Origin of the sequence: Marinobacter sp., from assembly GCF_035268745.1 — a bacterium.
GTDB lineage: Bacteria > Pseudomonadota > Gammaproteobacteria > Pseudomonadales > Oleiphilaceae > Marinobacter.
On the sequence record NZ_DATFKH010000106.1, the window covers coordinates 22611 to 40265 of the forward strand.

General features: G+C 57.8%; 13 protein-coding genes. 6 read left to right on the forward strand and 7 right to left on the reverse strand.

All coding sequences use genetic code 11. The features are described from left to right. Positions 1 to 39: 39 nt before the first annotated feature. A complete protein-coding gene (locus VJ956_RS08255; RefSeq protein WP_324083703.1) occupies positions 40 to 1677 on the forward strand; it encodes a methyl-accepting chemotaxis protein in 1638 nt (545 codons plus the stop codon). A gap of 53 nt (positions 1678 to 1730) precedes the next feature. On the opposite strand, the gene VJ956_RS08260 is transcribed toward VJ956_RS08255, so the two are convergent. From VJ956_RS08260 to VJ956_RS08290, 7 genes are all read right to left on the reverse strand, one after another. After that, a complete protein-coding gene (locus VJ956_RS08260; RefSeq protein WP_324083705.1) occupies positions 1731 to 2315 on the reverse strand; it encodes a YceI family protein in 585 nt (194 codons plus the stop codon). A 73-nt stretch (positions 2316 to 2388) separates the two neighbouring features. Further along, positions 2389 to 2943 (reverse strand): cytochrome b, encoded by a 555-nt coding sequence (locus VJ956_RS08265; RefSeq protein ID WP_324083728.1) that lies wholly within the window; start codon positions 2941 to 2943, stop codon positions 2389 to 2391. Between the two features lie 458 nt (positions 2944 to 3401). After that, positions 3402 to 5177 (reverse strand): SLC13 family permease, encoded by a 1776-nt coding sequence (locus VJ956_RS08270; RefSeq protein WP_324083706.1) that lies wholly within the window; start codon positions 5175 to 5177, stop codon positions 3402 to 3404. A gap of 111 nt (positions 5178 to 5288) precedes the next feature. Continuing rightward, positions 5289 to 7187: a DNA topoisomerase IV subunit B gene (parE, locus tag VJ956_RS08275; RefSeq protein WP_324083708.1), complete on the reverse strand. Its 1899-nt coding sequence runs from the start codon at positions 7185 to 7187 to the stop codon at positions 5289 to 5291. Between the two features lie 91 nt (positions 7188 to 7278). After that, complete coding sequence (locus VJ956_RS08280; RefSeq protein WP_324083709.1) at positions 7279 to 7791, reverse strand: protease complex subunit PrcB family protein; 513 nt, start codon at positions 7789 to 7791, stop codon at positions 7279 to 7281. Then, a complete protein-coding gene (locus VJ956_RS08285) occupies positions 7788 to 10493 on the reverse strand; it encodes a S8 family serine peptidase (RefSeq protein WP_324083711.1) in 2706 nt (901 codons plus the stop codon). Before VJ956_RS08285 ends, VJ956_RS08280 begins: the two co-directional genes overlap by 4 nt. Positions 10494 to 10635: 142 nt before the next feature. Continuing rightward, the gene (locus VJ956_RS08290; protein ID WP_324083713.1) at positions 10636 to 11256 is read right to left on the reverse strand and encodes a TetR/AcrR family transcriptional regulator; all 621 of its coding nucleotides are present in this window, start codon (positions 11254 to 11256) and stop codon (positions 10636 to 10638) included. A 121-nt stretch (positions 11257 to 11377) separates the two neighbouring features. On the opposite strand from VJ956_RS08290, the gene VJ956_RS08295 reads away from it, so the two are divergent. The 5 genes from VJ956_RS08295 to VJ956_RS08315 form a co-directional block, all read left to right on the forward strand. Next, the gene (locus VJ956_RS08295; RefSeq protein ID WP_324083715.1) at positions 11378 to 13177 is read left to right on the forward strand and encodes an acyclic terpene utilization AtuA family protein; all 1800 of its coding nucleotides are present in this window, start codon (positions 11378 to 11380) and stop codon (positions 13175 to 13177) included. A 10-nt stretch (positions 13178 to 13187) separates the two neighbouring features. Next, a complete protein-coding gene (locus tag VJ956_RS08300) occupies positions 13188 to 14054 on the forward strand; it encodes an SDR family oxidoreductase (protein WP_324083716.1) in 867 nt (288 codons plus the stop codon). A gap of 7 nt (positions 14055 to 14061) precedes the next feature. Then, the gene (locus VJ956_RS08305) at positions 14062 to 15678 is read left to right on the forward strand and encodes an acyl-CoA carboxylase subunit beta (RefSeq protein ID WP_324083718.1); all 1617 of its coding nucleotides are present in this window, start codon (positions 14062 to 14064) and stop codon (positions 15676 to 15678) included. 443 nt (positions 15679 to 16121) lie between these two features. After that, complete coding sequence (locus VJ956_RS08310) at positions 16122 to 17282, forward strand: acyl-CoA dehydrogenase family protein (protein WP_324083720.1); 1161 nt, start codon at positions 16122 to 16124, stop codon at positions 17280 to 17282. Positions 17283 to 17435: 153 nt separating this feature from the next. Continuing rightward, the coding region (locus VJ956_RS08315; RefSeq protein WP_324083722.1) for an enoyl-CoA hydratase/isomerase family protein at positions 17436 to 17655 on the forward strand (220 nt) is incomplete at its 3' end.

The following is a 17655-nucleotide window of genomic DNA, read 5'->3' on the forward strand; positions in this document are numbered from 1 at the left end:
TACCCTTTTACGTTCAATACCGTCGGTGAGTAGCGTTCCATGAATCTTAATAGAGCACTCGGGCTTCGCTCCAAGATCTGTCTGCCTTTTGCCATTACCGCCGCAGCCCTGCTTCTGGTTGGCGTTTTGAGTGCATTTACCTTCCGCGACCTCGTCGCAGACACCAAGAGCATTGCGCGCAACTCGCTCCCCGCCGTCAGCGAGGCGCTGAACGCCGACAGGGATCTGTACCAGGCCCTGGTGGCTCAGACCGCCTTTATCGATGCCGCGGTTCTGGGCTTCGACCCCGGCAACACCAGGGAAGTTTTCAGCGAAAACGCAACCCAGGCGCGGGAGCGGATGAATGCTGCAGTGCAGCGCTTGCAAGGCACCGGAATCGATGAAAAAGTCGCCGGATTTGAAACCGCCTATGAACGCTGGATGACGGCTGCATCGAGCTCCATGGAACTGGCAGAATCCGGAATCCGGCAAGCAGCCAGGGCCAAACTGAAAGGCGAGAGCCAGGCCGCATTCGATGCGCTGCGTGACTACTTTGATGTGGTCGGTGTGCATGCGGACAACCAGGCTCAGAACTCCGCGACTCATGCGTCTGAGGAAGCTCTCAACCGCTCGATTATTATTCTGGCTGCAAGCCTGACCATCGTTCTGGGCTGCGTCGTACTATTCGTCGTTTTGCTGCGGATGATTATCGGCTCGATCAAGGCACTGAGGAATCAGCTGGACAATATTGCCGAGGGCGAGGGCGACCTGACCCAGCGGGTACCGGTTGAATCCAATGATGATCTGGGCCAGCTTTCCGTCAGCTTCAACCGGGTACTGGCCAATCTTCAGGGCATGATCGCAAGCATCCAGACCCTGAGCGACAGCCTGGGCGACCAGGCCAGCCAGCTTTCCACTGCAGCGAGAGATAATAATGATGGCATTACCCGTCAGAGTGATCTGATAGCCATGGTAGCGACTGCAATGAACGAGATGCAGAGCGCTATTGAAGAGGTTGCGGGCAACGCCTCCCGTGCCGCCGAGGTGACCCACCAGGCCCAGGAAACCGGGAAAAAAGGTGGGCAGATCATCCACGATTCGTCCAACCAGGTGCAGACGCTCTCCGGACAGATCGTAAAAGCCGTCGGGGTGATAAGAGAACTTTCCGAGAATTCGGAAAATATTACCTCGGTTCTGGATGTAATCCGGGGTGTCGCAGATCAGACCAATCTGCTTGCGCTTAACGCCGCTATTGAGGCAGCCCGGGCCGGTGAACAGGGCCGCGGCTTTGCCGTGGTAGCGGATGAAGTGCGTACCCTGGCCAAGCGCACTCAGCAATCAACAGAAGATATTCAGCGCATGATCACCGTTCTGCAGACCGGTGTGTCAGACATTGTCGATGTCATGGAGGCCGGTGGCAAACAGGCTGGTGAAACCAGCAGACTTGCTACCGAGGCGGAAAACGAACTGAAAAATATTCTTGGGTCGATGAGTGACATCATGGAGGTCAACTCCAGTGTTGCCTCGGCCACTGAACAACAGACGCAGGTGGCAGAGGAAATCAACCGCAACGTTGTAACCATCAACGATCTTGCTTCTGAAAGCGCTCAACGGTCAGGAAGCATCAGCGAAATCAGCTCGTGCCTGGACAGTTATGCAGTTGAGTTGCGGCAACAGACCGCCCGTTTCAAAGTATGAAACAGCCGCTACCGTCACCGGTAGCGGCGGCGAAAACCGTCGGGTTTTCCGGGTTACTGGCGAATGCCTTCCACTGAAATGATCAGTTCCACTTCCCTGGAAACCTCGCCGATCTTTTCATAGGATATGCCGAAGTCATCCAGCTTGAAAGTGGTGCCTGCCGCGAAGCCCATACGATAGTTACCCCAGGGATCGGGACCGTGGCCTACCATTTCAACATCGAGAGTGACCTCTTTGGTAACGCCGTGCAGGGTCAGATCACCGATGATGTCTGCCTCTCCTTCACTGTCCACCTCTACCCGCTTGCTGGTGAAGCTCGCCTCGGGGTATCTGTCAACATGCAGAAAGTCGTCGGAGCGAAGGTGTTTGTCCCGCTCTGCATGGTTCGAATCCAGGCTGGTGGTATCAACAGTCACTGACACGGTGCTGTTCCCGGGATTGTCCGCATCGTACGTAAACTCACCGTCAAAATCGTTGAATCTTCCATACAGCCAGCTGTAGCCCAGATGGGAGATCTTGAAAGTAATAAACTGGTGGGCGCCTTTGGTATCAAACGCGTAGGTTCCTGAATGTTCATTTGCCTGAGCAGCACCAGCCATCGCTATCGAAACGGCGGATGCAAGAATCAGTTTTTTCATAATATTCTCCTTTCGGGTGAAACCAGGGCACAGTGCACTGGTGTATTCGTTAACCTCGTCAAAGATTTTGCAACTATTCATTCACAGTTCCCAGCATTCGCCGCAAGGTGTCGTCCTTGTCTATCAGGTGATGTTTAAGCGCCGCCAGGGCATGGATTGACGCCAGCCCCACAAGCGCCCAGGTTGCCCAATAGTGAACCTCGCCGGCAATATCTTCCATCCCCTTTATCCGTCCCGTCACGGAGGGTACATCAAACCAGCCGAAAACACTGATGGCAGAGCCATCGGCGGTGGATATCAGATAACCACTGATCATCGCCGTCACGATCAGCAGGTACAGCATCAGATGGGCACCATGGGCAGCCAGCACTTCCAGCCGGCTGTGGGTTGCCAGAGGGGCGGGCGCTCTGCTGACCAGTCTCCACAACAATCTCAGGATGATCGTGGCAAACAGCAGAATGCCAACGCTGCGGTGTATGTCCGGGGCCTGCTTGTACCACTCATGGTAGTAGTCCAGATCAACCATCCAGTAGCCCAGGGCAAACAAGCCAATGATGACAACCGCAACAAGCCAGTGAAGAATAATCGCGACCAATCCGTACTGGCTTGAAGAGTTCCGTATCTGCACCATCTGTCCGACTCCCCTCCCTGCTAAACGAATCAAGTTTAGAAACTGCAGCACTAAAAGCCAAACTGAATGTTTTGTCCGCCACTATCAGAAATTCTGATCAAGCCGGCAGACTTTTAGGTGATACCGCTTATACCTTTGGTCTAATACGGGTTCTACGGATTGAGCAACCTGTGAATCCGGATAGACTGATTATTAATTAACTCACTCTTATGTTCCTCAATAACCAACAAGAGACGGTAAAATGGAAGCCGAATTCGACGAATCAGTTGTCGTTCCCAGCAATAACTGAGTTCCCGCAAATGCTGCCGGGCCTCATTCCGTTAACTGACATGAAATGTCGGTAAAACTGGGCTTTCCTGGCAATCTCAGTCTGCAACGTCTGATCTGGTCGACAAGCGTTCGCCTGCCGACCGGTCGCAACGGCAGGCTTATTGCCACAGACCGGTTTTTTGCTCTCAGGAAGCCCGGATCCCGTAAACCAGCGAGATCACGCCGACAGTCAGCAAGCCAATAAACAGGTTCATGGGCAGCCCGACTTTCACAAAATCCATGAAACGATAGGCGCCGGGGCCAAAAACCATCATGTTGGTCTGGTAGCCCAGTGGCGTGGCGAAACTGGCAGACGCCGCCATCATAACGGCGATCACATAGGGCTCCGGCGGCATATTCAGTGCCGTGGTCATGGACAGCACGACCGGAAGCACCAGAATCGCCGCCGCGTTATTGGTGATCACCTCCGTCAATACAGACACCGCGACATAGATCAGCAAAAGCGTCAGCAGAGGATCACCACTGCTGGCGGCCAGAATCCCCCTGGCCACAAAGCCGGCGGCACCAGTCGCTTCCAGAGCCGCGCCCAGGGCAAAGGAGGCGGCAATCGTCAGCATCACCGGCACGTCCACCGCTTTTTGCGCCTGCCCCACCGAACAGCAACCGGTCAGAACCATCAGCGCGGCACCCAGCAGCGCCGCATTCAGCATACTCAGCACGCCACTGGCAGCAAATCCGACCAGTACCAGCAATATGCCCCAGGAAAGATACGCCCGGTCATGGCGGGGTCTGTCGGTTTCCAGGTCATTGATGAGCAGAAAGTCCTTGGCATAACGCTGGCGGCTGACAAAAGCAGGACGGGCCTCCAGAAGCAGGACGTCACCGGTCTTCAGACGGATATTGCCAAGGTTTCCGGAAACCCGCTCACCGCCCCGGGCAACTGCCAGCACAACCGCGCCGTAACGGTCACGGAAACGGGCATCGCGGATGGTCATACCCAGCACTTCGGAACGGGGCGACAGAGCCGCCTCGACCAGACGCCGTTCGGCCCTGTCCTTGCTCAGACTGGGTTCGTCATCATGAACGGACGGCACAATGCCGTGAATTCGCAGCAGGTCGGAAATAGCCTGGGTATCACCGGCAAACACCAGGCGGTCGCCGCCTCGCAGACGCTCCTCGGACGGCACCGCGGTTACCACGCTGCCGTCCCGCTCAATTTCTACCAGATAGAGCCGGTCCAGTTCACGCAGGCCGGCTTCATCGACGCTTTTGCCCACCAGCGGGCCATCAAACGCTACGGCTACTTCCAGGGTAAACTCCCGCATCGAACCGAATTTCTGCTGATCTTTACGATCCGGCAGGAAACGCGGCAGTACCAGCACCATCACCGCGAGGCCGATCACGGCAACAGGGAGACCAACCGCCGTAATCGAGAAAATCGAGAAGCCCTGTTCGCCAGTAAGTTGCTGGTACTGGCCATTGACGACCAGATTGGTACTGGTGCCTATGAGCGTGAGAGTGCCGCCCAGAATGGCGGAATAGCTTAGCGGAATCATTAACTTGGAAGCAGAAATTCCGATCTTCCGGGACCAGGCATGAATCGCCGGAATCATGGTAGCCACCACCGGAGTATTATTCAGAAATCCACTGAGCAGAGCCACCGGAAACATGATCCGCGCCTGCGCCGACCGGACCGAACGGGGGGATCGCAGCAAGTGATGAACGACCAGATCCACACCGCCGGAGTGGTGAATGCCAGCGGCCACTACAAACATTGCAACGACCGTGATCAGGCCACTGTTACTGAATCCGGAGAGGGCTTCCTCGGCACTGATGATACCGGTCGCGCTGAGTACGATAAGCACCGACAACATCACCAGATGCGGCCCGTAACGCCCGACACTCATCAGCAACAGCGCAAATCCCGCCAGGCTCAGTGCAAACCAGCCCTGCCAGTCCATCGTCACGTCCCTCAGACAAAGACCGGCAGGATAACGATTTTCCCACTGAGATAGAAAGAATAAAGAATGCTGGGGAAAGCACTTTTAGTAATATGGCGATCAGGCCACGGTTCAGACTTCGATATCCGCCATATTGCCGTATTCCTCAAGCCAGCTGCGGCGATCAGACGCCCGCTTCTTGCCCAGCAGCATATCCATGCGGGCGTCGGTGTCATCATCGTCCTCGATGGTGAGCATCACCAACCGTCGGGTGTCCGGCGCCATGGTGGTTTCACGCAGTTGCAGCGGGTTCATTTCACCAAGACCCTTGAACCGGGTAACGGAAATCTTGCCTTTCCTGTTTTCTGCGGCCAGCCGGTCGAGAATGCCCTGTTTCTCGTGCTCGTCCAGGGCATAGAAGGTTTCCTTGCCCAGGTCCACCCGGTATAGCGGCGGCATGGCCACGAAAACGTGGCCCGCCGCGACCACCGGACGGAAATGTTTCACAAACAGGGCACAGAGCAGAGTGGCAATATGCAATCCGTCCGAGTCCGCATCTGCCAGAATACAGACCTTGTTATAGCGCAGTTTGTCGAGCCGGTCAGAGCCGGGATCAACGCCAATGGCTACCGCAATATCATGAACTTCCTGGGACGCCAGAATCTCGCTGGAATCCACTTCCCAGGTATTCAGAATCTTGCCCCGCAGCGGCATGACCGCCTGGAACTCCCGGTCACGGGCCTGTTTGGCCGAGCCACCGGCGGAATCTCCCTCCACCAGGAACAGCTCCGATCGCGCAGTGTCATTACCGGAGCAGTCCGCAAGCTTACCCGGCAAGGCCGGGCCAGATGTAACCTTTTTGCGCGCGACTTTCTTGCTGGCGCGCAGTCTGCTCTGGGCGTTACTGATAAACAGTTCCGCCAGTACCTCGGCGATGTCGGTATGCTGGTTCAGCCACAGGCTGAAGGCATCTTTCACCACCCCGGAAATGAAGCCGGCGGCCTCCCGGGAAGAGAGGCGTTCCTTGGTCTGGCCGCTGAACTGGGGTTCCTGCATCTTGAAAGACAGCACATAAGCGCAGCGCTCCCAGATGTCTTCCGGTGACAGTTTCACGCCCCGGGGCAGCAGGCTGCGGAATTCGCAGAACTCCCTCATGGCCTCGAGCAGACCGGTTCGCAGGCCGTTGACATGGGTGCCGCCCTGCGCCGTCGGAATCAGGTTGACGTAACTTTCCATGACAGTCTCGCCGCCTTCCGGCAGCCACTGAATGGCCCAGTCAACCGCTTCGGAGTTGCCGGAAAAGCTGCCGACAAACGGCTCCAGCGGAACCGCCTCGATATCGGCAAGCTCGCTGCGCAGGTAATCACGCAGGCCGTCCTCATAAAACCACTCGTCCTTTTCCCCCGTCGGCTCCTGCAGGAAAGTGACCTGCAACCCCGGGCACAGCACCGCCTTGGCACGAAGGTTGTGGCGCAAACGGCTGACAGAAAATTTCGGGCTGTCGAAATAACTGGCATCCGGGGTGAACTTCAACCGGGTGCCGGTGTTGCGTTTACCAACGGTATCAATCGCAGCCAGCTCGCTTTCCTTGTGACCACCGGCAAAGGTCATCCGGTGCAGTTGGCCATCCCGCTTGATCAGTACTTCAAGGTGGGTAGACAGGGCGTTGACGACCGACACCCCAACCCCGTGCAGGCCACCGGAAAAATTGTAATTACCCTGGGAAAACTTGCCGCCGGCATGAAGGCGGGACAGGATCAGCTCGACCCCCGGAACACCGTGTTCCCTGTGAATATCCACCGGCATGCCACGGCCGTCGTCTTCCACACTGAGCGAACCGTCACCATAGAGCACCACGTCAATGCGCCGGGCGTGTCCGGCCAGGGCCTCGTCCACACTGTTATCAATAACTTCCTGGGCCAGGTGGTTGGGCCGACTGGTGTCCGTGTACATCCCCGGACGCTTGCGAACCGGGTCCAGACCGCTCAGGACTTCAATGGCATCAGCGTTATACGCTTTCTGCTGGCTCACAGGCTGTTTCGGGCTCTGGCTCATAGACGGGCAAACACTCTACGGGTTGTTGAGAAAACTGGGGCATAGCTTAGGGATTCGTGGGCAAAGATCAACGACTGTGTTTTCGGTTGAGGCTGAGTGTCTCCAGGCCGTTGCCGGTTACCTCTATTTTATCCCAGTGCCTGGGGGTGACAGCCATCACCGCACAGGGCGTGGTAAGCACCTGGGTCACCATGGCATCCGCCGGTGGCCGCCGCAGAATAACAGTGATTTTGAGCGTATCACCAACAATCCGGGAGTTGGCAAGGGTCAGACCGTATCCACCAGTGGGCTTCTGCCCCAACCCAATGACCAGAATATGTTCCCGATCAAAATCCAGCGCCCTGATCGGCTTCATGGAAAGATTCTGCATGGACCATTCACCCAGGCGCGCCAGATCGTCTTCGTCGCTAACGTAGGCCAGGCCCTCAGAACCGATCCCACACTGATCGGACGCTGTAATCTGGCGGGCCAATGGTGCGCCATCGGCGGTTTCTGAAAGCTGGGTGGTGCAGGCAGCCAGTATCAGGGCGGCCATCAGCGCAAGGAAGCTCATGCTGACCAGTTTTGGTAAAGACTTCAACGCACATACTCCTTGAATGGTTCGCTGCGTCCCCTTCGCACTGACTCATGTTTTATCTGGTAGCCCTTGAAGCCAACGCGTGGAAGACCAAGTGCACTGATGGTGGGCCGCCGGAAGCTGGTGTTAAGCACTATATTGGACTTGGAGACATCACCGAGACTGATGGTTTCCGGAAGGCCGTTCACCGGGTATTCAGCGCATGCCTCACCGTTTTCACAGATAAAGCCGTTGTTATCAGTATCCGTGCCAGCTACCAGAAAGTATTCGCCGGGTTCGACGTCATTGAAAGCGTACTCATAGCGACCGTTCGTAGCACTGACCACTCTTTGCTGAACAACCTCGCCTGCATTCTCACCTTCGGCACTGACCAACAGCACATAGTGGCGACCCGCGTCTTTTTCATCCGGCGTTGATTCCAGTTGCAGTGATACCGGGACCACCAGGGTTTTAGCACCACCACCGTCAGTCTGGTAAGTAATCTCAATCTCCGTGGCATATCGCTGCTGGGGATCAAGCCCGGTCGCATCGGCGGTCACCGTCACGATTGCCGAAGCAGAAGGTGGGCCTGGCTGCTCGACAGTAGCAGACAGCCACTCCGCAGATGATGTAGCGCTCGTCACCGTGAACACCTCGTCCGCTGGGAAGGCGGTCAACATCAGTTCGGTGCTGAGCACTGCGGCATTGAGTTGAACGGCCGTGGGTGAAGAGCTCAGCGTGACCGGAAAGGAACCCTCCAGGGTCGCGTCCATCGCTGCAAGCGCGTCAATAAGTCCGGCGCCATACTCGAAAGCCGGACCGACAGGGCGAGTCAACGAGCCTGCTCTCAACAGGGAGGTAAAACGCCCCGGCGTCATCAAATCGCCCACTCCACCCGATTTACCCCTCATCAACGCGTAAACACCCGCCACATGAGGCGCAGCCATGGATGTGCCCTGGAGCGCCGCAAAACCGGAAACAAAATTACCTTCTTCATCGGTACCCCAGGTACTGACAATCACATCGGGGAATCCGTCCTGATTGGCATCTCGTGAGGCATCACCCCCGGGCGCAACCAGATCCACTGACGGCCCGACGTTGGAATAACCGGCCCGAACTCCCGCGCCATCCACTGCGCCCACGCCAATTACGTTGTTGTAAGCGGCGGGAAACGTGGGTTCATCTGTTGCCGAATTTCCTGCTGCTGCCACAATCAGCTTACCCCTACCCTCATTCCAGGCCAGATCTATAGCACTCTTGAGCGCAGTGCTATCGCCCAACCCGCCCAGGCTAAGGTTCAGAACATCGATCTCCGGACGGGAAGCGGCCCACCTGACAGCCGCAATCAGGTCTGCAGACGACCCGACACCGTCCCGCCCCAGAACTCTTACCGGATAGATCAGCGCTTTCGGCGCAACGCCCACAATCCCGATGCTGTTATCCACGGCAGCTGCAATTCCGGCTACATGAGTGCCATGGAAATTACTGCTCTGGGCCTTGCCATCGCCGGGGTCGGCGGGGTTGAAGTCTCTGCCGCTTTCCCCCTCAAGCCCTTCGCCGTCTATATCCAGGGTGCCAGACACATAATCCATGATCTGGTTCGGGATAAGCCTGACGTTTGCATCTAGGTCAGGGTGCCAGTCCCCGGACGACAATGGTTGCAAACGGAACACGCCGGTATCGAATATCGCAATACCAACATCTTCACCTGCCTCTTGGGCCGTCTGCCAGGCAAGCGGGGTCTGGATAAACGGTAGCGCCCACTGGCGATCAAAGAAGTCATCGTCGTCAGGCGAAACCGCCTGGCTGGTATATACATAGTTGGGTTCTGCCAGGGCCACACCGGGTTGCTGGCCCAGTGAGCGAATCCAGTCCAATGTTGCTTTCTGCGTTTCGTCACTGGCCTGGCGCGAGAGCATCCGCATACTAGAGCTCCCGCGTTGCATCAGCCAGAGATCAGATCCCAGATAACTTTGGGCAGTAACGCCCATCGACGACGCCATATTGGCCGCCATGGTTCGCGTACTGGTCCGGGGCTGCATTTGCACAACGGCTTGATCCAACACAAAAGACGGCTCGGAATAACGGGCGTTTAACCCGGTTGTGGTTGTCAGATCCGCCAGCGAAAGCACATAACGAAAGGGCATGCCGTTGCCACTGTCACCGGTAGTGACTTCGATCAGATAAGAGCCCGGTTCAAAATCATCAGGCAAAGTAAGAATGATCGGATCAAGGTTACCGGACCCGGATATTGGCGTAACAACCTGGTTCAGGCCGCTAGCGTCAGACTTCAGTACCCGCACCTGGCGGAAGGGCGTCTCATCATGAACAGCGAGAATACTGGATGGAGAACTGAATACCTGCAGTGAAATCCGGTCCCCTGGAATCAGGTTGGCGGTATAGAAGTCGAGGGTATCCCGAAAGTAAATAAAATTACTGGCAGAACCGCCATAAAAGGCCTGATTGGCACTCAGATAGCCACCCACTGTGGCATTGGCGGGCAAGGGCTGGGCGTCCTCAAGCTGATTATTGTCCACAGCAATATTCAATCGGAGTTCATCGGCCGTATCCCGATCAACGCGGGTATTGGTTTCTATGGCAATGACCCCCGACAGGTCCGGCTGGCTGCCACTACCGGAGTCGCCATCGCAACCAGCCAGGGCGAAAGCCATGACCATGGACACACACATTTTCCCAACGTTGCCGGGGACAACTTCAGGCAGCATCAGAACTCTCCCCTACCATTTTCAACAGCATAACCCATATCGGCGGACGCGTTTTTTACCGAGTGTAAACCGATACACAGGAGTGCTAGCGGCAGATGCAAAAGGCTGTCACAGGTCGGACCGGGGCGGGATTGAGACCAGCTCATGCATCCGCGCCCAGCCCCATCATTGCCATAACCTGACTGGTCAGACCATCCAGACTCAAACCGCCATCCTGGCGGTACCAGGTAACCGTCCAGCTTAGCGCACCGGTCAGCATCCGCCGGACCACAAACGGGTCAGCCAGCACCACCTTTTCATCATTGAGCGCACCAAGCACATCCAGCCAGAGCGCTTCGTAAATATCCCGCAGTTCCAGCACTTCGGCCCGGGCTGCCTCTGACAGGCTGCGCCACTCGAACACCAGCACCGCCATGGCCTCGCCGGTCTGCCCGTTAATGGATTCCAGTTCGGTCCGGATCAGGGCCCGGAGCTTGTCCTGAGTGGTGTCGGCCGCCGCCACAGCGGCCTGCATCAGGGCCGTGTTCAAGCGGATGGTTTCCACCATGACCGCTTTGAGAATTTCCTCCTTGGTGCGAAAGTGATGGAACAGGCTGCCGGACTGAATGCCCACCGCCGCCGCCAGATCCCGAACCGTGGTCCGCTCATAGCCTTTGTCGCGAAACAGCCCGGCGGCCTCACGCAACAGGCGCCCCCGGGCACCGTTGGGGTCAGAAACCAGATTTTCAGCAATCAGGGATTTGAGAATGGCGTCGTGATTCACTGGCTGTTCCATAGGGATTGTAGACTTTGCATAGTCTATCGCCATTCTTTGTGTTTACATACCAAGCGCTTGCTTGGTATTGTCGATTTCAAGGGTTCTGAATTTGAGCGAGGATGCGCAAATGCCTGACACCAACAGCCGTACTATCCGCATCGGCTGCTCGGCCGCCTTCTGGGGCGACACTGAAACCGCTGCTGCGCAACTGGTAGAAAAGGGAAACATCGATTACCTGGTGGCGGATTACCTGGCGGAGATCACCATGTCGATCATGGCCGGGCAGAAGATGAAAGACCCCACCCAGGGCTATGCCCGGGACTTTGTGGAAACGGTAATGGGGCCCCTGCTCGCCGATATCAAAAAGCAGGGCATCCGGGTTCTGGCCAATGCCGGCGGCGTCAATCCCGCGGCCTGTCGCGAGGCGTTGCAGGCGCTGTGTGAAAAAGCCGGTGTCGATCTGACAATTGCGCTGGTACTGGGTGACGATCTGCTGCCCCGGAAAAAAACTCTGGCGGACGCCGGCACCACCGAAATGACCACCGGCCAGGCCATGCCCCCGATGATGGTCAGCCTCAACGCCTATCTGGGCGCTCCCGGCCTGGTGGCGGCGCTGGAACAGGGCGCGGATATCATCATCACCGGCCGCGTGGCGGACAGCGCCCTGGTGCTGGCGCCACTGGTGCACGAGTTCGGCTGGTCATGGACCGACTACGACAAACTGGCCCAGGGCAGCCTGGCCGGCCACCTGCTGGAATGCGGCGCCCAGTGCACCGGCGGCAATTTCACCGACTGGGAGGATGTGGCCGACGGCTTCGAAAATATGGGCTTCCCCATTGCCGAAGTGAGCGCCTCCGGCGATTTCACCATCACCAAACCACCGGGAACCGGCGGCAGAGTGTCCCGTGGGACCGTCGCCGAACAACTCGTCTATGAAATAGGTGACCCCCGCGCCTATATCCTCCCGGATGTGGTGTGTGATTTCACCGGTGTCACGTTGAGTGAAACCGGCAGGGATGCAGTCACCGTCACCGGCGCCAGGGGCCTGCCCGCCACCGACAGCTACAAGGTGTCCGGAACCTGGCCGGATGGCTTCAAATGCACCGTCACCTTCCTGCTTGCAGGCATCGATGCGCCGGAAAAAGCCCGGCGGGTGGCGGCTGCAATTCTTGCCAGAACCTCCCGCCTGTTTCAGGAAAAAGGCCTCGCTGATTACACTGACACCCACGTCGAACTGCTGGGCACCGAAGCCACCTACGGCCCCCATGGCCGGGCTGACCGCTGCCGGGAACTGGTCATCAAGATCAGCGTGGCCCACGGCAAGAAAGAAGCGCTGGTGCTGTTTTCAAGGGAAATCGCCCAGGCTGCCACTGGCATGGCGCCGGGGATCACAGGCATTGTTGGCGGCAGGCCCACGGTCTGGCCCAAGATACGTCTGTACTCCTGCCTGGTAGCAAAATCGCTCGTATCGGTTTCAGTGGATGTCAGTCAACAGCAGATTCCGGTAGAGGTAGATGTAACCGGTGGTTTCAGTGCCGATCAACTGGCGCCCCAGCCCCACGGTTCCCCCGAAGCAGACACCGACGTCGCAGTTCCCCTGATCAAACTGGCCTGGGCCCGCAGTGGCGACAAGGGCGACCACACCAACATTGGCGTGATTGCCCGCCAGCCAGCCTTTGCCCCCTATATAGAAGCGGCTCTGACCGAGCATGCGGTCGCCGACTGGATGCGCCACACCCTGGACCCGGAGCGCGGAAAAGTCACCCGCTGGGCCCTGCCGGGGTTCAACGCCTTCAACTTCCTGCTGGAACACAGCCTGGGTGGCGGCGGTGTCGCCAGCCTGCGCATCGACCCCCAGGGTAAAGCGTTTGCGCAGCAGTTACTGGAATTTCCCGTGCCGGTTCCTCTGGCACTGGTATCGCTGTAAGGGATCGGGAATGAGCTATCAATCAGTTTTCAGGCCGGGCCTGTTCGCCGGAAAAACCATCATTGTTACCGGTGGCGGCTCTGGCATTGGCCGCTGCACCGCCCATGAACTCGCGGCTCTGGGTGCAAAGGTAGCCCTCGTCGGACGTAAGGCGGAAAAGGTGGAAGCGGTGAAAGCCGAAATCCTCGAGGACGACGGTACCGCCTCGGCCCACGTCTGTGACATTCGCGAGGAAGAATCGGTCAAGGCGACAGTCAAAGCCATCATTGCCGAACACGGTGGTCTGAATGGTGTGGTAAACAACGCCGGTGGCCAGTTTCCATCCCCGCTGGCGAACATCAACCAGAAAGGCTGGGAAACCGTGGTGCGAACCAACCTGACCGGCGGATTTCTGATGGCCCGGGAAGCCTACACCCAGGCACTGTCAAAAACAGGCGGCGCCATCGTCAATATCGTCGCTGATATGTGGGGCGGCATGCCGGGCATGGGCCATTCCGGGGCAGCCCGTGCCGGCATGGTGAATTTTACCCGCACCGCTGCGGTGGAATGGGCCTGCTCCGGGGTCAGGGTGAACGCGGTCGCCCCCGGCTGGGTCGCGTCCAGTGGCATGGACAACTACCCGGAACACATGAAGCAGTGGATTCGCAGCCTGGGCGACAACGTGCCCATCAAGCGCATGGGTACTGAATCCGAGATCAGCGCCGCTATCTGCTTTCTTATCAGCCCCGGCGCTGCCTTCATCAACGGTGACTGCCTGCGGGTTGACGGCGGCGCGTCACAGGGCGGCCGGGTCTGGCCTTTCCCCAAAGCCAAAAACAACGAGCCGTTCAATGGCTTTCATCGTGCGGTGACGCCAAAAGTACTGAGCGAGGACTGAGACCACCATGCAGGTACTCGAACCAGGGATTACACCCGCATCCGGGGACTTTGAAGCCAACGCGCGGGCTATGCAGGCCCACATTGACAGCTTCCGGGCAGCAGAACAGAAAGTCCTGGATCTGGCCGAAGCCGCCCGGGAAAAATTCACCAGGCGCGGCAAACTGCTGCCCCGGGACCGTATTAACCGTTTGCTCGACCGCGGCACACCCTTCCTTGAGCTCTGCTCCATGGCTGGCTACAAAATGCACGACGACAAGGACGGCAGCCAGGCTGGCGGCGGAATTATTGCCGGAATCGGCACCGTCAGCGGCGTGCGCTGTCTTGTTGTCGCGAGCAACAGCGCCATCAAGGGCGGCACCATCACCCCGTCGGGGCTGGACAAGACCCTGCGTCTGCAACAGATCGCCATGGAAAACAAGCTACCCGTGGTATCACTGTCGGAGAGCGGCGGTGCCAACCTGAACTACGCCACCGACGTTTTTGTGCCCGGTGCCCGCAGCTTTGCCAATCAGGCCCGCATGTCCGCAGCAGGAATTCCGCAAGTCACCGTGGTTCACGGCAACGCTACCGCCGGTGGTGCCTACCAGCCCGGTTTGTCGGATTACGTCATCGTGATTCGCGAACAAACCAAGCTGTTCCTGGCCGGCCCTCCCCTGCTGAAAGCCGCGACCGGGGAAATAGCCACCGATGAAGAACTGGGCGGGGCACAAATGCACGCCGAAGTGGCAGGAACCGCCGAATACCTGGCCGAGGACGACGCCGACGGTATCCGTTACGCCCGCAACATTCTCGAATCCCTGCCCTGGAGTGAACAGCTCCCGCCGCAACGGCAACCGGACTGGGATGAACCGCTCCATGCCGAAGAAGAATTGCTGGGTTTGATCCCGGCGGATGCCAGGAAGCCCTATGACGTGCGTGAAATCCTCGCGCGCCTGGCCGACGGCTCGAAGTTCATGGATTTCAAGAACGACTACGATGACCAGACTGTCTGCGGCACCATCCGGATTGAAGGCCATTCGGTGGGCATCATCGGCAACAACGGCCCGATCACTCCGGCCGGCGCCACCAAGGCCGCGCAATTCATTCAGCTTTGCGACCAGGCGGGAACGCCGCTGGTGTTCCTGCACAATACCACCGGTTTCATGGTGGGCACCCACTCGGAACAGAACGGCATCATCAAGCACGGGTCCAAGATGCTTCAGGCGGTGGCCAATTGCCGGGTACCAAAAGTCGCGATTGTAATCGGCGGTTCCTATGGTGCCGGTAACTACGCGATGTGTGGTCGGGGTCTCGACCCCCGCTTCATCTTTGCCTGGCCCAACAGCCGCACAGCAGTCATGGGGCCGGCGCAGGCGGGCAAGGTGATGCGCATAGTGGCAGAGGACAAGCAGCGCCGCAGTGGCATGGAACCGGATACGAAGACGCTGGATTTTCTGGAGCAGGCGACAGCCAAGAAACTCGAGGACGGCTCGACCGCTCTGTTTGGCACAGCACGCTTGTGGGACGACGGGCTGATTGATCCCCGTGATACGCGGCGGGTTCTGGCCATGGTTCTTTCGGTCTGTCGGGAGGCTGAAGTTCGACCTTTGCGGCCTAATTCTTTTGGTGTGGCCCGCCTCTAGGGGGCTTATTTTCGGGGGTTAGAACCGGTTGGGGACACCTTTCCAAAAAACGCTACAAGCACATCCATGTGCGCTTGGGCTCCGCCATCCATGGCTCCGCACATTTTTGGAAAGGTGTCCCCAACCGATTCAGGCTAGCTCGGGAATAACGCCTTTGAAGAGCGTGCTTTTCGGAACAGGACACAGAAACGTGAAAATCCGCCCACGGAATTGCGCTTAAAACAAAAGCCACAAACTTTATCGGGCAACACAAAATTTTCAGACCTTGGCGGGTGTGTGGGACGGCTTTCAGAAAATGTCTTCGGCCAAGGATGGCCGAAGCCAAGCGCACATGGATGTGCTCGTAGCGTTTTTCTGAAAGCCGTCCCACACACCCGCCGCCCAAGCTAAAAACCGTGCATCCCAGACAGCCAAGCACGGACTTCCCATAACGGAGAACAAGAATGAAATTTACCGCCGAACACGAGGCCCTGAGAAAGACGGTCCGGGATTTCGTTGAGAAGGAAATTAACCCTCATTGCGACGAGTGGGAAGAAGCCGGGGAGTTTCCGATTCATGAGGTGTTCAAAAAGCTTGGCAACCTCGGCATCCTGGGGATCCATAAGCCGGAAGAATACGGCGGTACGGGGCTGGACTACAGTTACAACCTCGTCGCCGCCGAGGAACTGGGCACGGCCCATTGTGGCGGCGTGCCACTGGCCGTCGGTGTGCAGACCGACATGTGTACACCGGCCATCGCCCGGTTCGGATCGGATGAGCTCAAGCGGACTTTTCTGGCACCGGCCATTACCGGAGACATGGTGGGCTGCATCGGTGTCAGTGAAGTGGGCGCAGGGTCGGATGTCGCGGGCATGGCCACCAGCGCCAGAAGGGACAGTGATGATTACATTATCAACGGTTCCAAGATGTGGATCACCAACAGCCCCAGTGCTGACTTTATCTGCCTGCTGGCGAACACCTCGGACGACAAGCCCCACAAGAACAAGTCGCTGATTGTCCTGCCCATGGATTCCCCGGGCATATCCTTCAGTCCGCACCTGAACAAGCTGGGCATGCGCTCTTCGGAAACCGCACAGATTTTCTTCGACGACGTGCGCGTGCCCCAGCGCTACCGGATTGGAGCCGAAGGCACCGGTTTCATGATGCAGATGGTTCAGTTTCAGGAGGAGCGGCTCTGGGGCGCGGCTAACGTGATCAGGGCGCTGGAGAGCTGCATCAACAAGACCATTGAATACTGCCGCGAGCGCAAGACCTTTGGCCAGCCGCTGATCAACAACCAGTCGATCCATTTCCGGCTGGCCGAACTCCAGACCGAAGTGGAGGCATTGCGTGCCCTGACCTATCAGGCCTGCGAGCTTCACATAGAAGGCAAGGACGTAACCCGTCTGGCGTCCATGGCCAAGCTGAAAGCGGGGCGTCTGGGCCGTGAGGTTACTGACAGCTGTCTGCAATACTGGGGTGGCATGGGTTACATGTGGGACAACCCGGTTTCCCGCGCTTACCGGGATGTGCGGCTGGTGTCGATTGGCGGTGGTGCCGATGAAATAATGCTGGGGATTATCTGCAAGACCATGGGGATTTTGCCTGGCAAACAGAAAAGCTGAACTTGGGTGCCAGGCCGGCACCCCGGTATGACTGCTCAGGACACGCCCGCAAGTACATCCATGTAGGGCTCGATTCGGGCCATCCATGGCCCTCAACGTTCCTGAGCAGTCATACCGGGGCACCGACCCTCGACAATTTTCGTGGAGTTAATTATGGATAGCATGCCTCACTGTGAAACGCTTCTGTTAAAGAAACAGGGGCTCACTCTACACCTGACCCTGAATCGACCCCAATCCCGAAACGCCATGAGCCTGGAAATGGTTGCCGAACTGTCTACGCTGTTTTCGCAGATTGAACCGGACGCCAGCATCCGCGCCGTCGTCATTCGCGGCACCGGCGGTCACTTCTGCGCCGGTGGCGATATCAAGGACA

Coding starts and splice junctions, on each gene's coding strand:
- VJ956_RS08305 (WP_324083718.1), top strand. CDS start 14,062: ATGCAGGTACTCGAACCAGGGATTACACCCGCATCCGGGGACTTTGAA.
- VJ956_RS08285 (WP_324083711.1), bottom strand. CDS start 10,493: ATGCTGCCTGAAGTTGTCCCCGGCAACGTTGGGAAAATGTGTGTGTCC.
- VJ956_RS08255 (WP_324083703.1), top strand. CDS start 40: ATGAATCTTAATAGAGCACTCGGGCTTCGCTCCAAGATCTGTCTGCCT.
- VJ956_RS08300 (WP_324083716.1), top strand. CDS start 13,188: ATGAGCTATCAATCAGTTTTCAGGCCGGGCCTGTTCGCCGGAAAAACC.
- VJ956_RS08295 (WP_324083715.1), top strand. CDS start 11,378: ATGCCTGACACCAACAGCCGTACTATCCGCATCGGCTGCTCGGCCGCC.
- VJ956_RS08270 (WP_324083706.1), bottom strand. CDS start 5,177: ATGGACTGGCAGGGCTGGTTTGCACTGAGCCTGGCGGGATTTGCGCTG.
- VJ956_RS08310 (WP_324083720.1), top strand. CDS start 16,122: ATGAAATTTACCGCCGAACACGAGGCCCTGAGAAAGACGGTCCGGGAT.
- VJ956_RS08260 (WP_324083705.1), bottom strand. CDS start 2,315: ATGAAAAAACTGATTCTTGCATCCGCCGTTTCGATAGCGATGGCTGGT.